The 17571-nt window shown below is 74.9% G+C and carries 13 protein-coding genes and 5 tRNA genes; 6 read left to right on the forward strand and 12 right to left on the reverse strand.

Features of this window, described 5'->3' with window-relative positions:
* Nucleotides 1-5: 5 nt before the first annotated feature.
* Together ABZ836_RS14110 and ABZ836_RS14115 are read right to left on the reverse strand one after the other, a co-directional pair.
* Nucleotides 6-830, reverse strand: coding sequence for an aminodeoxychorismate lyase (locus tag ABZ836_RS14110; RefSeq protein WP_356133938.1), 825 nt, complete (start codon nt 828-830; stop codon nt 6-8).
* Nucleotides 827-1879: a chorismate-binding protein gene (locus ABZ836_RS14115; RefSeq protein WP_361142000.1), complete on the reverse strand. Its 1053-nt coding sequence runs from the start codon at nt 1877-1879 to the stop codon at nt 827-829. Before ABZ836_RS14115 ends, ABZ836_RS14110 begins: the two co-directional genes overlap by 4 nt.
* A 200-nt stretch (nt 1880-2079) precedes the next feature.
* On the opposite strand from ABZ836_RS14115, the gene ABZ836_RS14120 reads away from it, so the two are divergent.
* The 5 genes from ABZ836_RS14120 (at nt 2080) to ABZ836_RS14140 (ending at nt 2563) form a co-directional block, all read left to right on the forward strand.
* Nucleotides 2080-2152 (forward strand) — tRNA-Gly (locus tag ABZ836_RS14120).
* A 38-nt stretch (nt 2153-2190) separates the two neighbouring features.
* Nucleotides 2191-2264, forward strand: a tRNA-Cys gene (locus tag ABZ836_RS14125).
* Between the two features lies 1 nt (nt 2265).
* A tRNA-Val gene (locus tag ABZ836_RS14130) sits at nt 2266-2337 on the forward strand.
* A gap of 35 nt (nt 2338-2372) precedes the next feature.
* Nucleotides 2373-2444 (forward strand) — tRNA-Val (locus tag ABZ836_RS14135).
* A 47-nt stretch (nt 2445-2491) separates the two neighbouring features.
* Nucleotides 2492-2563: transfer RNA gene (locus ABZ836_RS14140), tRNA-Val, on the forward strand.
* Between the two features lie 61 nt (nt 2564-2624).
* On the opposite strand, the gene ABZ836_RS14145 is transcribed toward ABZ836_RS14140, so the two are convergent.
* Both ABZ836_RS14145 and ABZ836_RS14150 read right to left on the reverse strand, forming a co-directional pair.
* Nucleotides 2625-2894: a zf-TFIIB domain-containing protein gene (locus tag ABZ836_RS14145; protein ID WP_356133934.1), complete on the reverse strand. Its 270-nt coding sequence runs from the start codon at nt 2892-2894 to the stop codon at nt 2625-2627.
* Between the two features lie 108 nt (nt 2895-3002).
* On the reverse strand, nt 3003-3920 hold the full coding sequence (locus tag ABZ836_RS14150; RefSeq protein ID WP_361142002.1) for a phosphotransferase: 918 nt from the start codon (nt 3918-3920) through the stop codon (nt 3003-3005).
* A gap of 543 nt (nt 3921-4463) precedes the next feature.
* Between ABZ836_RS14150 and ABZ836_RS14155 the strand changes: the two genes are divergently transcribed.
* Nucleotides 4464-5771 (forward strand): serine/threonine-protein kinase, encoded by a 1308-nt coding sequence (locus tag ABZ836_RS14155; protein WP_356134151.1) that lies wholly within the window; start codon nt 4464-4466, stop codon nt 5769-5771.
* A gap of 149 nt (nt 5772-5920) precedes the next feature.
* Here ABZ836_RS14155 and ABZ836_RS14160 read toward each other — a convergent pair whose 3' ends face one another.
* The 8 genes from ABZ836_RS14160 to ABZ836_RS14195 all read right to left on the reverse strand — a co-directional run bounded on the left by ABZ836_RS14160 (nt 5921) and on the right by ABZ836_RS14195 (nt 17229).
* Complete coding sequence (locus ABZ836_RS14160; RefSeq protein ID WP_361142004.1) at nt 5921-6739, reverse strand: RNA methyltransferase; 819 nt, start codon at nt 6737-6739, stop codon at nt 5921-5923.
* 14 nt (nt 6740-6753) lie between these two features.
* Nucleotides 6754-7986 carry a uroporphyrinogen-III C-methyltransferase gene (gene cobA, locus ABZ836_RS14165; protein ID WP_361142006.1) on the reverse strand — a complete coding sequence of 411 codons (1233 nt, stop codon included), beginning with the start codon at nt 7984-7986 and terminating at the stop codon, nt 6754-6756.
* Nucleotides 7987-8190: 204 nt separating this feature from the next.
* Nucleotides 8191-12015, reverse strand: a complete 3825-nt coding sequence (gene cobT / locus ABZ836_RS14170) for a nicotinate-nucleotide--dimethylbenzimidazole phosphoribosyltransferase (RefSeq protein ID WP_361142008.1) — start codon at nt 12013-12015, stop codon at nt 8191-8193.
* Between the two features lie 343 nt (nt 12016-12358).
* On the reverse strand, nt 12359-13603 hold the full coding sequence (gene cbiE / locus ABZ836_RS14175; protein ID WP_361142010.1) for a precorrin-6y C5,15-methyltransferase (decarboxylating) subunit CbiE: 1245 nt from the start codon (nt 13601-13603) through the stop codon (nt 12359-12361).
* A gap of 136 nt (nt 13604-13739) precedes the next feature.
* Nucleotides 13740-14348 carry a GNAT family N-acetyltransferase gene (locus ABZ836_RS14180; protein ID WP_361142012.1) on the reverse strand — a complete coding sequence of 203 codons (609 nt, stop codon included), beginning with the start codon at nt 14346-14348 and terminating at the stop codon, nt 13740-13742.
* A gap of 154 nt (nt 14349-14502) precedes the next feature.
* On the reverse strand, nt 14503-15330 hold the full coding sequence (locus ABZ836_RS14185; RefSeq protein WP_356133922.1) for a MetQ/NlpA family ABC transporter substrate-binding protein: 828 nt from the start codon (nt 15328-15330) through the stop codon (nt 14503-14505).
* 100 nt (nt 15331-15430) lie between these two features.
* Nucleotides 15431-16180, reverse strand: a complete 750-nt coding sequence (locus ABZ836_RS14190) for a methionine ABC transporter permease (RefSeq protein ID WP_361142014.1) — start codon at nt 16178-16180, stop codon at nt 15431-15433.
* Nucleotides 16177-17229 carry an ATP-binding cassette domain-containing protein gene (locus tag ABZ836_RS14195; protein WP_356133918.1) on the reverse strand — a complete coding sequence of 351 codons (1053 nt, stop codon included), beginning with the start codon at nt 17227-17229 and terminating at the stop codon, nt 16177-16179. Before ABZ836_RS14195 ends, ABZ836_RS14190 begins: the two co-directional genes overlap by 4 nt.
* Nucleotides 17230-17571 lie beyond the last annotated feature (342 nt).

Below are 17571 nucleotides of genomic sequence, written 5' to 3' on the forward strand. Positions count from 1 at the left end.
CGCGACTACGGGTCGAGGTCGTCGCCGGAGCGCTCGGCGAAGATCCGCATGACCTTGGCCGTCGACGGGCCCTCCACGCCGGGGAGTTCACGGTCGTCGACGCGGTGCACCGCCTGCACGTCGCGGAGCGAGGAGGTCAGGAAGACCTCCTCGGCGCGGCGCAGGACGTCCAGCGGCAGGTCGGTCTCCCGTGCGCCGGTCCACTCGACGACCAGCTCGCGGGTGATGCCGGCCAGGCAGCCGGAGGCGAGCGGCGGGGTGAGGATCTCGCCGTCCACCACGACGAAGACGTTGGAGCCGGTGCCCTCGCACAGCTGCCCGGCGGTGTTGCCGAACAGGGCCTCGGAGGCGCCGTGTTCGTGGGCGCGGGCCAGCGCGACCACGTTCTCCGCGTAGGAGGTGGTCTTCAGGCCGGTGACCGCGCTGCGTTCGTTGCGGGTCCAGGGCACGGTGACCACGGCCGTGGAGTCCGGGCGGGGCCGGGCCTCGCCGAGCGCCACCACCAGGGTGGTGCCCTGGTGTCCGCGGTCGGACCCGAGCGGGCCCTGGCCGCCGGTCAGGGTGATCCGCAGCCGGCCGAGCGGGACGCCGGGGTTGGCCTCGATGACCGCGGCGCAGGCGCGGCGGACCTCGTCGGCGTCCGGGGCGGGCAGGCCGAGGCCCCGGGCGGAACGGGCGAGCCGGTCCAGGTGGCGGGTGAGCGCGAAGGGCTTCCCCTCGACCGTCTTCACCGTCTCGAAGATGCCGTCCCCCACGGTCAGGCCGTGGTCCAGGACGGAGACGCGGGCGGACTCGATGTCCTTCAGCCCGCCGTCGAGCCATATCTTCACGAAAGGGTCCCTCCACTGGTGTCGTACGTCCCCGACGCTACCGCGAGCAGCCGGGACGCCTTGAGCTCGGTCTCCGCCCACTCGCGCTCGGGGTCGGAGTCCCAGGTGATCCCGGCGCCGGTGCCGAAGCGGAGCACGGCGGACCCGGGAGGCTCGCGGTCGATCCAGAAGGTGCGGATGCCGACCGCCAGCTCGCCCCGGCCCCGGTCGGCGTCCACCCAGCCCACGCCGCCGCAGTAGGGGCCGCGCGGCGCCGTCTCCAGGGCGGCCAGGACGGTCAGCGCGCTCTCCTTGGGGGTGCCGGTGACCGAGCCGGGCGGGAAGGCGGCGGCCAGCAGCTCGGGCCAGCCGGCCCCCGGCAGCAGCTCGCCGCGGACCGTGGAGACCAGGTGGACCAGGCCGGGGTGCTTCTCCACCGCGCACAGGTCGGGAACGGTGACGCTGCCGGTGCGGCAGACGCGGCCCAGGTCGTTGCGGACCAGGTCGACGATCATCACGTTCTCGGCGGTGTCCTTGGGCAGCAGGTCGGCCTCGGTCCGGCCGGTGCCCTTGATCGGGCCGGACTCGACCACGCTCCCGTGGCGGCCGAGGAAGAGCTCCGGGGAGGCGGTGGCGATCTCCACCCCGTGTCCGGGGAGGCGAATCGTTCCGGCATAGGGCGCCGGGTTGCCGCGGGCCAGCAGGGCCGTGAGGTCGTCCACGTCGGCGTGCGGGGCGACCGGGGCGGTGAGGACGCGGCAGAGGTTGGCCTGGTAGACCTCGCCGGCCGCGATGCGCCGGTGGATCCGCCGTACGCCCGCGGTGTACGCGGCGCGGTCCAGCGAGGACGTCCAGTCGTCCGTGGCGGGGGCGGGCCAGCGGCCGGGGACGGGCGCGGGGACCGGCTCGCGGCGGACGTCGGCGAAGCGCGCGCAGGTCAGCCGGCCCTCGTAGTCCGCGGCCACGGCCCAGAAGCCGCTGGAGTCGAGCGCGGCGGGGTCGTCGGTGACGTCTAGCAGACCGGTGGCGACCAGGTCGCCGAACCGGGCGAGGGGTGGGAGGTGCTGCACTCCGCCGAGTGTAGGTCGGCGCCGGGGCGGCCCTCCGGCGGGCCGCGGGCGGAGCCCTGGGTGAGCGGCCGCGCACCTGCCGGAACGGGGGTGCGGGGACGTCGGCGGCGGCATGCTGCGCAAACGCGTTTTTGTACTGGCCCGGGAATGGGCTAAAGTTCAACACGTCGCCGGGACGCGGAAGCGGACCGAAACGACAGGCGGACGTAGCTCAGTTGGTAGAGCGCAACCTTGCCAAGGTTGAGGTCGCGAGTTCGAGCCTCGTCGTCCGCTCGAAAGAGCAGGGGATCTTCCCGAAACCCTGTGCTCCTGGTGGAGTGGCCGAGAGGCGAGGCAACGGCCTGCAAAGCCGTCTACACGGGTTCAAATCCCGTCTCCACCTCCAAGGACGATTAGCTCAGCGGGAGAGCGCTTCCCTGACACGGAAGAGGTCACTGGTTCAATCCCAGTATCGTCCACTGATCCGTAAGGATCTTGATCCGCAAGGATCCCCGCGCGATTAGCTCAGCGGGAGAGCGCTTCCCTGACACGGAAGAGGTCACTGGTTCAATCCCAGTATCGCGCACTGGCCCTCCGGGGCCGCCGGGTCCCAGGACCCGAGGCGGTACCCCCGCGCGATTAGCTCAGCGGGAGAGCGCTTCCCTGACACGGAAGAGGTCACTGGTTCAATCCCAGTATCGCGCACACGGTGACGAGAGCCCCCGTCCACTCCGGTGGACGGGGGCTCTCGCGTGTTCGCTCAGGGTCAGGAGGAGAAGAGCATCCGGCCGAAGCTGCGCGGGTGGTGGTGACCGTGGTGGCCGTGGCCGCCGTGGTGCCCGGCATGGGGGGCGCCCCAGGCGGGGGCGGCGGGTGCGGCCGGCGGTGCCTGCTGCGACCACTGCGCCTCGAGCCGGGTCAGCGTCTCCAGCTCGCCGTAGTCCAGGAAGATCCCGCGGCAGCCGGAGCACTGCTCGATCTGGACCCCGTTGCGGTTGTAGGTGTGCATCGGCGCGTGACACTTCGGGCAGTGCATCGACGGATCAACTCCTCGTATCGCGGTGCGTGTTCTGTGCCGCGTTGGCTTCGCCCTCACAGACTCTCCCCCGGCGGCGGCCGGTTGCACCTCGAACGGCCGGATTGGTCACACCGCTCCGGTCCGCCCGGCGGCCATCCGGCCACAGGCGTCGATCAGCGCCTCCTCCGCCTCGTCCACGGGGCGTCGGGCGAGGGCCGCCTTGGTGACGGACCGCGCGGCGGTCTGCACGGTGAGGGCGCGGGCCGGGACGTCCAGGGCCGGCCAGGGGTCCCCGTCGGGCGGCACGGCAGGACCGCCGGCGGACCGGTAGGCGTCCAGGAAGCGCCGCCACGCGTCGGCCGGGAGCAGGCCGCAGGCGTACCAGGAGGCGGGGCGGGCGAGGTCCCAGGCGGGGACGCCGATGCCGAGGTCGTCGACGTCGATCAGCCGCCACGGCCCGTCGGGCGCGGGGTGGCGGACCAGCTGGCCGAGGTGCAGGTCGCCGTGGCAGAGGGCGGCGCCCAGTTCCGGCGGGGCGGGTTCCTCGGCGCGGGCCCACGGCGGGAGGGCGGCCCAGGCTCCCAGCAGCGCGGGCACGGCGGGGTGTCCGGGGGCCTCGGCGAGGAGGCGGGCGACCGCCAGGGCGGCCTTCTCGGGGCCGCGCATGGCGGGGAGTCCGGGCGGCGGCTGGGCGCGGTGCAGGCGGGCGGTCAGGGTGGCGGCGTCCTCCCAGGGCGCGGCGGACGGGTCGTCGGGGTCGACGGGGAGGCCGAGCGGCCAGCAGGTCGCCGGACGGCCGCCCAGGAGGGCCGGGGACGGGTCGAGCGGGGGCAGGAGGATGTCCGGCAGGGCGGCGGCCACGGCCACCCGGCGGCGGAGCTCGACCGGGTCGGTCCCGGGGGCATGGGCCTTGGCGACGGTGCGGTGGTGGCGGACGACGGTGGCGTCGGGGCGGTCGGCGAGGGTCGCGGTGGCGCAGCCGGGGCAGGGCGCGGCGGCGGGGTGGGCCGCGGCGCGGGCGTGGGCGTGCAGGTCTGCCGGCATGGCCGTGAGCGTACGCGGGCAGGTGATCGACGTGCTGACGAGGCTGACGAGGACAACTCGGCGGGGCGACGGCGGCCCGGGAAACCCCACGCCGGCGCGGCGATCGCGCCGCGCCGGCGTGGTGCCGTCCGCCGTACCCCCGTCCCCACGGGGTTCGTCAGGGCCGGTGTCCCCACCCGGACCGCTCTTCCGGGCCCGGGACGCGCTGGGCGCCCCGGCACCACGCCCTCGGACGACGACTGCGTGGCCACACACCGCATCCTTGCGTGGAATCCGGCGCCGGACGTCATGCCCCCGGATGAATACGGCGGGAGGCGCTACTTCCCAGGGTGGAGAAGCGAGGGCCGAAGCCGGTGGCGGTCCGGGGGCGCGAGTGACATGCTTCACGTGGCGACGCCGTCGCCAAACCCCTTACGGGGGCGGCATCTTGGCAGCGGCGGGCCCGCAAACGCGTTCCCCGTGGGGTGAGCGGGCGCGGCCTGAGCGCACGGCGCGGCCGGGAAACGTAAGCTGTTGGCTCGTCACACGGACCGGGCAGCGGGGATGAACATGGCGATGATGCGCCTCAGGCGCGAGGACCCGCGCGTCGTCGGCTCGTTCAGGCTGCACCGGCGGCTCGGCGCGGGCGGGATGGGCGTGGTCTACCTGGGCTCCGACCGGCGGGGTCAGAGGGTCGCGCTCAAGGTGATCCGGCCCGACCTGGCCGAGGACCAGGAGTTCCGGTCGCGTTTCGCCCGCGAGGTGTCGGCGGCGCGGCGGATCCGGGGCGGGTGCACGGCGCGGCTGGTGGCCGCGGACCTGGAGGCGGAGCGGCCGTGGTTCGCCACGCAGTACGTGCCGGGGCCGTCGCTGCACGACAAGGTCGCCGAGGAGGGTCCGCTGCCGGCGGCGGAGGTCGCGGCGATCGGCGCGGCGCTCTCCGAGGGGCTGGTGGCGGTGCACGAGGCCGGGGTGGTCCACCGTGACCTGAAGCCGTCCAACATCCTGCTCTCCCCCAAGGGCCCGCGGATCATCGACTTCGGCATCGCCTGGGCCACGGGGGCGTCCACGCTCACCCATGTCGGCACGGCGGTGGGCTCGCCGGGCTTCCTGGCGCCGGAGCAGGTGCGGGGTGCGGCGGTCACGCCGGCCACCGACGTGTTCGCGCTGGGCGCCACGCTGGCGTACGCGTCGACCGGTGACTCCCCGTTCGGGCACGGCAGTTCCGAGGTGATGCTGTACCGCGTGGTGCACGAGGAGCCGCAGCTGCGGGGCGTGCCGGGGGCGTTGGCGCCGCTGGTGCGGGCGTGCCTGGCCAAGGATCCGGAACAGCGGCCGACGACGCTGCAGTTGTCGCTGCGGCTGAAGGAGATCGCGGCGCGGGAGGCGCAGGGGCTGGTGCTGGGCGACGTGCGTCCGGCGGGCCGCGAGGACGGCGCCGGGGTGTCCACGGTGCGGACCCCGGTGCCGCGGGGCGCCTCCCCGTCCGTCGGCCGCACGCCGGTGCGGTCCGCGGGCGGCGCGGGCCCGTCGCCGGCGCCGGCGCAGCGGCGCTCCTCGGCCCCGACGCCGGCGCGGCGCCGTCCGTCGTCCACCGGCGGCTCCCGGGGCGGCGGGGCGGCGGCCTCCCGGGGCGGGCGCCCGGCGTCCGGCACGGGCGCGGGCGGTTCCGGCGGGGGCGCGCGGAGCGGGACGAAGCTGCGTCCCGCGAATCCCCGGCTGCTGCGGCAGCGGCTGATCGTGTTCGTGGTGGTGACCCTGCTGGTCGCCCTCGGCATCGCCGCGGTCCAGGGCTGCCAGGGCCCCTCCGACACCTCGGGGGCGGCTCCCGGCACCGGTGTCTCCGCGGGCGCGGCCGGGACGGGCACCTGACCCCTCTCCGGCCGGCCCCGGCGTGCCTGGGCCGCCGGGCCGCGCCCACCCGTGCCGCCCACCCGTGCCGCCCACCCGTGCCGCCCATCCGTGCCGCCCGACGGCACGATCGCCCGCAGGCCGTGCGGCGCGGCTCGCTCAGCGGGGGCTCAGGCGCCCTGGGCGTCCGGGCGGGTCGCGTAGAAGGCGACGGCGGAGGCGGCGGCGACGTTGAGGGAGTCGACGTTCCGGGCCATGGGGATGGTGACGTGGTGGTCGGCGGCGGCGAGGACGCGGGGGCTGAGGCCGTCCCCCTCGGTGCCGAAGACGAGGGCGAGCCGCTCGTCGCGGCGTGCGGCCAGTTCGTCCAGGGTGACGGCCCGGTCGCTGAGGCACAGGGCGGCGACGGTGAAGCCGGCGTCGCGGAGGCGGTCGACGTCCGCGGGCCAGGACGCGAGCCGGGTCCACGGCACCTGGAGGACGGTGCCCATGGACACCTTGACCGACCGCCGGTACAGCGGGTCCGCGCAGCGCGGGGTGAGGAGCACGGCGTCGACCCCGAGGGCCGCCGCGTTGCGGAAGGCGGCGCCGATGTTGGCGTGGTCGACGATGTCCTCGAAGACGGCCACCCGCCTCGCTCCGGGGAGGAGTTCGGCGACGTCCCGCAGCGGCTCGCGTTCCATGGAGGCGAGCGCGCCGCGGTGGACGTGGTAGCCGGTGACCTGTTCGGCGACCTCGGGGGTCACCAGGTGGACCGGCGCGTCGGTGGCCCCGATCAGGTCGGCCATCACCCCGGTCCACTTGGCGGTGAGCATCATCGACCGCATCCCGTAGCCGGCCTCGACGGCCCGCCGGATCACCTTCTCGCCCTCGGCGATGAACAGGCCCTCGGCGGGCTCGCGGCGGCGCCGCAGTTCGACGTCGGTGAGGCCGGTGTAGTCGGCGAGGCGGGGGTCGGCGGGGTCGTCGACGGGGATGAGGTCGGTCATGCGGAGGGGGTGCCTTACTGGAGCGTGGCGGCGCCGACGGAGACGACGGGGCCGATGACGATGACGGCGGGCGGCCGGACGTCCTCGGCGCGCACGGCCTCGGCGACGGTGGCCAGGGTGGCGTCCACCCGCCGCTGGGCGCTGGTGGTGCCTTCCTGGACGAGGGCCACCGGGGTGTCCGGGGCCTTGCCGTGGGCGATCAGCGTCTCGGCGATGCGGCCTATCTTGTCGACGCCCATCAGGATCACGAGGGTGCCGGTGAGCCGGGCCGTGGCCGCCCAGTCGACCAGCGAGCGCTCGTCGTCGGGGGCGACGTGGCCGCTGAGGACGGTGAACTCGTGGGCGACGCCGCGGTGGGTGACGGGGATGCCGGCGGCGGCCGGGACGGAGATGGAGGAGGAGATGCCGGGGACGACGGTGCAGGGGATGCCGGCCTCGGCGAGCGCCTGGGCCTCCTCCATGCCGCGGCCGAAGACGAACGGGTCGCCGCCCTTGAGGCGGACCACGGCCTTGCCCTGCTTGGCGTGCTCGATCAGGGCGTTGTTGATGGCCTCCTGGGCCATGTAGCGGCCGTAGGGGATCTTCGCGGCGTCGATGACCTCGACGTGCGGCGGGAGCTCGTCGAGGAGGTCCCGGGGGCCGAGGCGGTCGGCGATGACCACGTCGGCCTCGGCGAGCAGGCGGCGGCCGCGCACGGTGATCAGGTCGGGGTCGCCGGGGCCGCCGCCCACCAGGGCGACGCCGGGGGTCTTGGTGCGGTGCTGCGGGGCGACCAGGGTGTTGTCGCGCAGGCCCTCGACGACGGCGTCGCGGATGGCGGCGGTGTGGCGCGGGTCGCGGTCCTTGGCCTCGGTGGTGAGGACGGCGACGGTGACGCCTCCGGCGCGGCCGGTGGCGGGGGTCCACGCGGTGGCGGCGTCGGCGTCGTCGGAGCGGACGCACCAGACGCGGTGGCGCTCGGCCTCGTCGGAGGCGGCGGTGTTGGCCGCGGGGTCGCTGGTGGCGACGACGGCGTACCAGGCACCGGTGAGGTCGCCGTCGGCGTAGCGGCGGCGCTCCCAGGTGATCTCGCCCGCGTCGGCCATCGCCTCGACGGAGGGCGTCGCCGACGGGGAGATCAGGGTGACGTCCGCGCCGGCCGCCACCAGGGCGGGGAGGCGGCGCTGGGCGACCTGCCCGCCGCCGAGCACGACCACTCGACGGCCGGTCAGGCGCAGGCCCACGGGGTAGGCGGGGTGTTCGGCCATGGGGCGGCTCCCTGGGGACGGGGTGCGGGGGACGCTGCCGGGCCGCTTCGGGGCGTGCCCGGCCGGATGGGAGCTGCACCGTCGGAGCTGCCCTGACTAGGGGAGTTTATGGGGTGCGGCCGACGCGGACCGGGGCAGGGCGGTGTGATCTTCGCACGATCCCTGCCCTGCCCCGGTTCCGGTGGCGCGGTTGCGGTGGCGCGGCTACTTCTCGGTGACGCCGGCGGAGTCGAAGGTGGCCACCTCGTGCATGGCGCGGGCCGTCGACTGGACCAGCGGCAGCGCCAGCAGGGCGCCGGTGCCCTCGCCGAGACGCAGGTCGAGGTCGACCAGCGGACGCAGCCCCAGCTTGTTGAGGGCGGCGATGTGGCCGGGCTCGGCGCTGCGGTGGCCGGCGATGCAGGCGGCCAGCACCTCGGGGGCGATGGCGCGGGCCACCAGGGCGGCGGCTCCGGCGCTCACGCCGTCCAGGATGACCGGCGTGCGCAGGCAGGCGCCGCCGAGCAGCAGGCCGACCATGGCGGCGTGCTCCAGGCCGCCGACCGCGGCCAGGACGCCGATCGGGTCGGCCGGGTCGGGCTGGTGCAGTTCGAGGGCGTGCCGGACCACGTCGGTCTTGCGGGCCAGCGTCTCGTCGTCGATCCCGGTGCCGCGGCCGGTGACCTCGGCCGGGTCGGTCCCGGTGAAGACGGAGATCAGCGCGGCGGACGCGGTGGTGTTGGCGATGCCCATCTCACCGGTGAGCAGCGCCTTGTTGCCGGCCGCGACCAGGTCGCGGGCGGTCTCGATGCCCACCTCGATGGCGGCCTTGGCCTCCTCGCGGGTCATCGCCGGGCCCTGCGTCATGTCGGCCGTGCCGGGCCGCACCTTGCGCGGCAACAGGCCCTGCTGTGCGGGCAGTTCGGCGGCCACGCCGACGTCCACCACGCAGAGTTCGGCGCCGACCTGGGAGGCGAAGGCGTTGCTGACCGCGCCGCCGCCCAGCATGTTGGCCACCATCTGGGCGGTGACCTCCTGCGGCCACGGGGTGACGCCCTGGGCGTGGACGCCGTGGTCGCCGGCGAACACCGCGACGGCCGCGGGCTCGGGGATGGGCGGCGGGCACTGCCGGGACAGGCCGCACAGCTGGGCGGAGATGATCTCCAGCATGCCGAGCGCTCCGGCCGGCTTGGTCATCCGCTTCTGCCGCTCCCACGCCTCGCCGAGCGCCTTGGCGTCCAGCGGACGGATCCCGGCGATGGTCTCGGCGAGCAGGTCGTGCGGGTCCTCGCCGGGCAGGGCGCGGCGGCCGTACGTCTCCTCGTGGACCGCCCAGGACAGCGGGCGACGCTTGGACCAGCCGGCCTGCACCAGTTCGGGCTCGTCGGGGAACTCGTCGACGTAGCCGACGCAGAGGTAGGCGACGACCTCGAGGTACTCGGGCAGGCCGAGGGCGCGGACCATCTCGCGCTCGTCGAAGAAGCTGACCCAGCCGACGCCGAGGCCCTCGGCGCGCGCGGCGAGCCAGAGGTTCTCCACCGCGAGGGCGGCGGAGTAGGGCGCCATCTGCGGCTGGGTGTGCCGACCGAGGGTGTGGCGTCCGCCGCGGGTCGGATCGGCGGTGACGACGATGTTCACCGGGGTGTCGAGGATGGCCTCGATCTTCATCTGCTTGAACTGCTTGGCCCGGCCCTTGGGCAGCGACTTGGCGTACGCCTCGCGCTGACGCTCGGCCAGTTCGTGCATCTGCTGCCGGGTCTCCTCGGAGCGGATGACGACGAAGTCCCAGGGCTGGGAGTGCCCGACGGACGGCGCGTGGTGCGCGGCCTCGAGGACGCGGCGCAGCACCTCGTGCGGGATGGGGTCGGGGCGGAAGCCCTGGCGGATGTCGCGGCGTTCGCGCATCACCCGCAGCACGGCCTCCCGCTCGGACTCGGCGTAACCGGGGGCGGCGGGCTGGGGCTCCGCCTCGGGGGTCTCCTCCCGGGCCGCCTCGGGGGCCGGCTCGGGGGCCTCGGCGGACGCTGCCTCCGGCGCTTCGGCGGGGGCCGCGTCGTCCACGGGAGCCGCCTGGGCGGGGACGGTGTCGGCGGCCTCCGCCGCGGCGGCCGGGGCCTGGTCGTCGTCCTGCGGGGCGGGCTCCGGCCGCGGCTCCCCGGCGGGGGCCGCCTCGGCCTGCGGGGCCTCGGCGGGACCGGGCTCGGTGGCGCCGGGTTCGATGAAGTCGGCCTCGATGAAGTCGGCCTCGGCCCGCGGCGTCCCGGCGTCCGCGGTCCCCTCGTGCGGCTCCTCGGCGGCCTCGGCCTCGGCGGCGGGCTCCTGGGCGGCCATGCGCTCGCCCTCGCGCGGCGCGGGGACGACGGCGACCGGGGCCTCGGGGGCCTGCGGCTGCTCCGGCTGCCCGGCGGGGGCGGCCGGGGCCTCCTCGGCGGGCGCCCCCGGGGCGGACGGGGCCTGTTCGGCCACCGGCGCCTCGGTGTCCGCGGCGGTGACCTCGGCGGCCGCCGCCTCGTGCTGCTCGTGCTGCTCGGGCCGGGCGGTCTCCTCGGCGGAGGCCTGCTCGACGGGGGCCTGCTCGGCGGGGGCATGCTCGGCCGACTGTGCCTCGGAGGACTGCTCGGGGGCGAACTCCCGCTCCGCGCCCGCCTGCTCGGTCACCGGCTCGGCGGCGTCCGGGGCCTGCGCGGGCCACGCCTCGCCGGCGGCGGCCGGCTGGTGGCCGGGGGCGAGGTGCGGCGGGGTGGGGACGGTGCCCTGGACCGGCACGAACTCGCCCAGCGGCTCGGTCACCGCGAACTGCCCGGAGGCGTCCGCGCCGTGGACCGGGGCCTCGTGGCCGACGAAGACCTGCCGGCCGCCGAGCGTGCCCTGGCCGGAGAGGGTGTCGTTGGGGTAGGTCTGCTGCTGGAGGGCGGCGTCCTGGGCCGCGTACGCGTCCTGCCCGGGGTGGGTCTCCTGCGGGGCGGCGGGGAACGCCTGCTGCCCGTCGAACGCCTGCTGCCCGCCGAAGGTGTCCTGCGGGGCGGCGGGCTGCCGGCCCTGGTAGGCCTGCTGCTGGGCGGCGGCCTCGTAGGGGCCGGCGGCCGGGTCGGCCGGGGCGGCGTGGGGGATGCCCGCGCCGAGGGAGGCGTCGGCGGCCGGGTAGCCCTCCCCCGCCATGGCGTAGGCCTGGCCCGCCTGCGGCTGGGCGGCCTGCTGCTCCGGGTACGCCTGGGCGGCGGCCTGCCCGGTGGGCACGCCGGCCCACGGCGTGTGGTGCTGGGCGCCGGCGCCGCCCTGGGGGTCGGGGTACTCGGCGCCCGGGGCCTGCTGTCCCGACTGCCGCACCACGGTGGCCGGTCCGCGGTCGGCGAGGGAGCGGACGGGGCTCATGGAGGCGTCGGGCGTCGGCGGTCCGAGGTGCAGCGGGCGGCGCGGGGAGGCGGCCCGACCGGACGCCTGGGCGGCGGCGCCGAGGTCGTAGCTCCCGCTGTCGTGGACGCCGGTGGCGTGCGAGGTCCGTCCCGCGCCCTCCGGCGCGTACGGGGCGGCACCCTCGGCGGGCAGGCCCTGCTCCGGCACGGTGTGCTCCGGTCCGGCGGGCGGCACCTGCCCGGCGGCCTCCTGCTGCACGGCCTGGTCCACGGCCTGCTGGGCGGCGTGGGGCTGGGCGTACGCCTGCTGCTCGGCCGTCACCTGCTGCTGCGCGTAGGCCTGCTGCTCGGCGTAGACCTGCTGGTCGAGCCCGGAGTGCTGCCCGTGGCCCGGGTGCTGCTCGTGCCCCTGGCGCTGCTCCAGGTGGCCCTGCTGCTCCGGGTGGCCCTGCTGCTCCGGGTAGCCGCCGTCGGCGTACGCGCCCTCCGGGTAACCGCCCTCGGGGTAGCCGCCCTCCGGCGCCGGCGCCACTTCGTTGCCCCAGGCGCCCTGGGCGCCCGGCAGCAGGAGGTCTTCTTCCTCGGCGGTCGGTTCGGAGAGGTAGGGGTAGGAGCCCGGCGTGGGGACGCCCGGCTGTTCCACCGTGCCTGCGCTCTCCGGCAGTCCCTCGCCCGGGACTCGGCCGGTGTCGGTCATGCGTACCCCTCGCCCATCGGTTGGTGCCTCTTACAGCCTGCTCGTCCGGAGCGGCGCGCGGACCGCCCGTCCTGTTGAACGAGCGGGGCCGCCGAGCGGCACGAGAGACCCGCCCACTCGGACGAGGAGGCCACGACCCGATTGTCGCCGTCCCCCGCCCTCCGACGCAGGCCGATCCGGCAAGGTCCGTCCGGGAACTCACCCTCTCGTGCGCCTCCGGCGCCGTCGTACCCCACCCGGTGGACCCGGCCGGCGGTCTTGTCCGGACATGGCCCGACGAGAACCGAAATCCAGGCGCGGTACAACGATCGGCCAGCCTACCCCGCGCCCCGGCACCGTTCGATCACGGGGCGCTACTGGAAGGGGTGCGTCCGGAAGCGCCGGGGGGCCGGGTGCGGAGCAGTTCACCGCAGAGCAGGAAGCCGACGCTCCGTCCGTTCTCGGTCCACCGCTCGGCGTCGAGCGCCACGGACTGCAGGAGGGAGCAGTCGACCTGGTAGCCGCGCTCGGCCAGGCGGCGGCCCGCCAGTTCGGCCGCGTCGCGGGTGGGCACATGGGCCACGATGCGCTCGGGGCGCCGGTCGGCGGCCGCGGCGACGACGTCCGCTCCCCCGGCCGTGATTCTCACCACGTCGGGCTCCGGAAGGGTCTCCAGGACGTGCGGGGCGGTCCCGTGGACGACCTGGAGCTGGACGCCGGAGCGGCGGCCGGCGCGCTCGGTGCGGGCGCAGGCGTCGGGGTCGCGGTCGACGCCGATGACGGCGGCCCCGGCGCGGGCGGCCTCGACGGCGAACGCGCCGGAGCCGCAGCCGATGTCCCACACCAGGTCGCCCACGCGCGGGCCCAGGCGGGAGAGTTGGGCGGCCCGCAGGGACTCGGCCTCCGCCTCGCCGAACGGGCCCTCGTAGGAGTCGGCGGGGAGGACCCAGCCGCGGGGCCCGGAGGGGGCGCGGCCGGCGATCCAGGGGGCCGACTCGGTGTGGCTGGGCGCGCCGATGGCGATGACGACGTTGGGGTCGCGCCAGATGTGGTCGGCGGCGCGGTCGGAGGTGACCACGCTGACCTGCTCCCGGTCGGTGCCGAGTTCCTCGCAGACCACGAAGGTGCGGGGTGCTCCCTCGAGGAGCAGGCCGAGTTCGGCGGGGCCGGCGCCCGGGGCGGTGAGGACGGCGACCTTGGTGTGGGCGCGGCAGACGTTGACGGCCCGGCGCAGGGTGCGGGGCTGGGCGACGACCACCTGGGCGTCGTCCCAGGGCATTCCGGCGCGGGCGAAGGCGGCGGCGACGGAGGAGACCGCCGGGACCACCTCGACCTCGAGTCCGAACTCGGGGGCGCGCAGGCTGCGTACGACGCCGAAGAAGCCCGGGTCGCCGTCGGCGAGGACGACCGCGGTGCCGCGGTGGGCGGCGATCCTGCGGGCGGCGAGCGGGAGACTGCCGAGGCGGATCCGTTCGGCGCCGGACGGCACCTCGGGGAGCGCGAGGTGGTGCGGTGCGCCGGCCACCAGGGTGGCGGCGCCGAGCGCGGAGCGTCCGGCGGCGGTCAGCGGCGAGCCGTCCCAGCCGATCACCGTGACCCGGTCGGCCATCGTCGTCAGTCTCCAGGGGTGTGCGGTGCCGGCGGGGGCAGAGGTGTCGGGGGCGCGGGCGCGGGGTGTCGCGGGCGGGCGGAGGGGTCCGCCGCAGGGCGCGCTGTGAGGTTACCCCGCGGGCCGGGCGCGGTGGTCAGTCCCAGTCCGCGTACTCGCCGACGCCCTCGAAGTCCTCGGGGAGCAGGCTCCAGACGATCAGGTCGGTGCGGACGTCGGTCCAGAGGTCGCGGTCGTCCTTGGCCCGGGCTATCCAGGCGCCGCGCAGGACGCCCTCGCTGACGCAGCCGATCTTCTGCGCGACCTGCTGGGCTGCGGCGTTGTCGGCGGCGGTGCGCAGTTCCACGCGTTCGAACTTCTGGTCCCGGAAGAGCCACTGGGTGCAGGCCCGGGCGGCCTCGGTGGCGTATCCCTCGCCGCGGGCCCAGGGAGCGATCACGTAGGAGAGTTCGGTGGAGCGGATGCGCCAGTCGGTGTGGTGGAGGTGGAGGGTGCCGACCAGCCGCTGGGTGAGGAACTCGGTGACGGCCAGGACGATGCCGCGGCCCTCGGTGCGCTCGGCGGGAGCGTCCTGGCCGATCCACCGGCGGGCGTGCGCCTCGTCGTAGGGGTGCGGGACGGAGGTCCAGGCGACGACCTGCTCGTCGTTGAGCATCTCGGTGTAGGCGGGGACGTCCGCGTCCTCGAGCGGGCGCAGGACCAACCGCTCCGTGCTGATGGAGATGTCGGGGAAGGTGCCGTACATGCGCCGCTCCGTAACCTAGGGGACCGTTCGGACCTGCTGAACTCTTCAGCATGCAGCATGAAAGCACCGATCAGGGGGGCGGGGTCCACTCCTGCGTCCGGAGTGGACCCCGCGGGTCCTGACGGTGCGTCGGGCCGGCCGTGCGGGCCGGCTGTCAGAAGGTGGCGAGGACGGAGCCGGCGTACTTGTCCTCGACGAACTTCTTCACCTCGGGCGAGGTGAGCAGCTTGACGAGCTTCTTGACGCGCGGGTCGTCCTCGGAGCCCTCCTTGACGACGAGGTAGTTGCCGAACGGGCTGTTCTCGGCGGACTCCAGGACGACGGCGTCCTCGGCGGGCTTGAGGTCGGCCTCGATGGCGTAGTTGCCGTTGACGACGGCGGCGTCGACGTCCGCGAGGGCGCGCGGCGTCTGGGCGGCCTCAATCTCCTTGAACTTCAGGTTCTTGGGGTTCTTGGTGATGTCGGCCGGGGTGGCGTCGGCCTCGGAGCCCTTCTTCAGCTCGATCAGTCCGTTGTCGGCGAGGAGCTTGAGGGCGCGCGCCTCGTTGGCGGTGTCGTTCGGGACGGCGATGGTGGCGCCGTTCTTCAGCTCGTCGGCCTTCTCGAACTTGTCGGAGTAGAGGCCGAGGGGCTCCACGTGGACGGAGACGACCGGCACGAGGTGGGTGCCGTTCTTCTTGTTGAAGTCGTCCAGGTAGGGCTTGGTCTGGAAGTAGTTGGCGCCGACCGAGCCGTCCTCGGTGGCGGTGTTGGGAGTCACGTAGTCGGTGAACTCCTTGACCTCCAGGTCGAGGCCCTCCTTCTCCGCGAGGTTGTCCTTGACGTAGGTCAGGATCTCCGCGTGCGGGACGGGGGTGGCGGCGACGATCAGCGGGCCGTCCGAGGACGCGGCCTTGTCGTCGGAGCCGCCGCAGGCGCTCAGGCCCAGCGTGAGGGCTCCGGCGGTCAGGACGGCGGTGGTGAGCTTGGCGGTGTTACGCACGAAAAGTGCCTTTCCGTTGCGGCACGCGGGGGCGTGCCTGGTGGTGCTGCCCCGCCTCGGGTGGTGCGGGGAGGTCTGTGTGCGGCGGCGTCGGCCGGGCCTAGGCGGCCTGGCGGGTTTCGGCGGCGTCGGCCTTCGGGGTGGGCTCCTTGGCCTTCAGGAGGCGGAGCCGGGGGGCGGGTCCGCCGCGTCCGCCGCGGCGGTGCAGGGCGCGGGCCCCGGCGTCGCCGGCGAACTGGATGAGGGCGATGACCACGGCGAGGACCGCCACGGTGACCCACATCAGGCCGGTCTCGAACCGCTGGTAGCCGTAGCGGACGGCGATGTCGCCGAGTCCGCCCGCGCCGACCGTGCCGGCCATGGCGGAGTAGCCGATCAGCGCGACCACGGTGGTGGTGGCGGAGGAGATCAGCGAGGGCAGGGCCTCGGGGACGAGGACCTTGCGGACGACCGTCCAGGTGTTGCCGCCCATCGCCTGCACGGCCTCGACGAGTCCGTGGTCGACCTCACGGACGGAGGTCTCGACGAGGCGCGCGAAGAACGGGATGGCCCCGATGGCCAGCGGCACGATGGCGGCGTCACGGCCGATGGTGGTGCCGGTGATCAGGCGGGTGAAGCTCATCAGCGCCACCATGAGGATGATGAACGGCAGTGAGCGGGCGATGTTGACGACCTGGCCGATGACCTTGTTGGCGACGACGTTCTGCAGGAGGCCGCCGCGGTCGGTGAGGACCAGCAGGACGCCCAGCGGCAGACCGCCGACGATCGCGATCACGGTGGACCAGCCGACCATGTAGAGGGTGTCCCAGCTGGCCTGGGTGAGCAGCGGCTGCATCTCGGACCAGGTCACTTGGCCACTTCCTTCGTCTTCGCGTGCGCGTCGTCCGCGGCGGCGGGGCGGCCGACGACCTCGACCTGGAGGCCCTGCTCGCGCAGGAAGCCGATCGGGACGACGTTGTCGTCGTAGTGGCCGGGCAGTTCGATCCGCATCCGGCCGATCTGGGCCCCGCGGACGGTGTCGACCGCGGCGCCCAGGATGGAGACGTCGACGTTGTAGGTGCGGGCGAGCTGGGAGATGACCGGGCGGCCGGTGGTCTCGCCGTGGAAGGTGATGTCCACGACCGTGCTGCCGGGGCCGGAGGTGCCACCGCCGACCGGGAACAGCGCGGCGGCGAGCTGGGATCCGGGGGTGGCGAGCAGCTCGTCCACGGTGCCGGACTCGACGACGCGGCCCCGTTCCATCAGCGCGGCGGAGTCGCAGACGGTCTTGACGACGTCCATTTCGTGGGTGATCAGCAGGACGGTGAGGCCGAGCTGCCGGTTGAGGTCGCGCAGCAGCTGGAGGATCGAGCGGGTGGTCTCCGGGTCGAGGGCGCTGGTGGCCTCGTCGGAGAGCAGCACCTTGGGGTCGCCGGCCAGGGCGCGGGCGATGCCGACGCGCTGCTTCTGGCCGCCGGAGAGCTGGGCCGGGTAGGCCTTGGCCTTGTCGGCGAGGCCGACCAGGTCGAGGAGTTCGAGCGCCTTGGCGGAGCGTTCCCGGCCGGACTTCCCGAGGATCTCCAGCGGAAGCTCGATGTTGTCCTGCACGGTCCGCGAGGAGAGCAGGTTGAAGTGCTGGAAGACCATGCCGATCCGGCTGCGGGCCTCGCGCAGCGCCTTGGAGGCGCGCGGTCCCCGCCCGGCGAGGGCGGTGAGGTCCTGGCCCGCGACGGTGACCGTGCCGGAGGTGGGGCGCTCGAGGAGGTTGACGCAGCGGATGAGGGAGGACTTCCCGGCGCCGGACTGGCCGATGACGCCGAAGACCTCGCCCTCGCGGACGTGGAGGTCGACGCCGTCGATGGCGGTGACCTCACGGCCGCCGGAGCGGTAGATCTTGGTCAGACCCGAGGTGGTGATCACAGGGGGTTCCGTCACTGTCGAGTGCCGGGGCGGGGTGCTGCCCCGGACACGGGTGCATTCGGTCGGACCGCGGCACGGCGTGTCGCTCCGGCTCCGGTCGCGGCGGTGCGGCGGAGGGAGGACGGGGAGATCCGTGGTGCGCGGGCGGCACGGTGAGGCCGCGGGGCTCGCTTCGGGGCGCGAGGCCGGAACGTCTTGCGGGGCCCTCTAACAGGCGCACATTCGACACAGACAACGAGCACCGGGCGTCGGGGTCGCCTCGGTCGCAGGGGTGGTGCAGCTCGTCGTGGTCATGAGGTCAGTAAATCAGACGAGCATGGGCAGGTGGGGCAGGGTGTCCGG

The organism is Streptomyces sp. NPDC047130 (assembly GCF_040643475.1).
Taxonomy (GTDB): domain Bacteria; phylum Actinomycetota; class Actinomycetes; order Streptomycetales; family Streptomycetaceae; genus Streptomyces.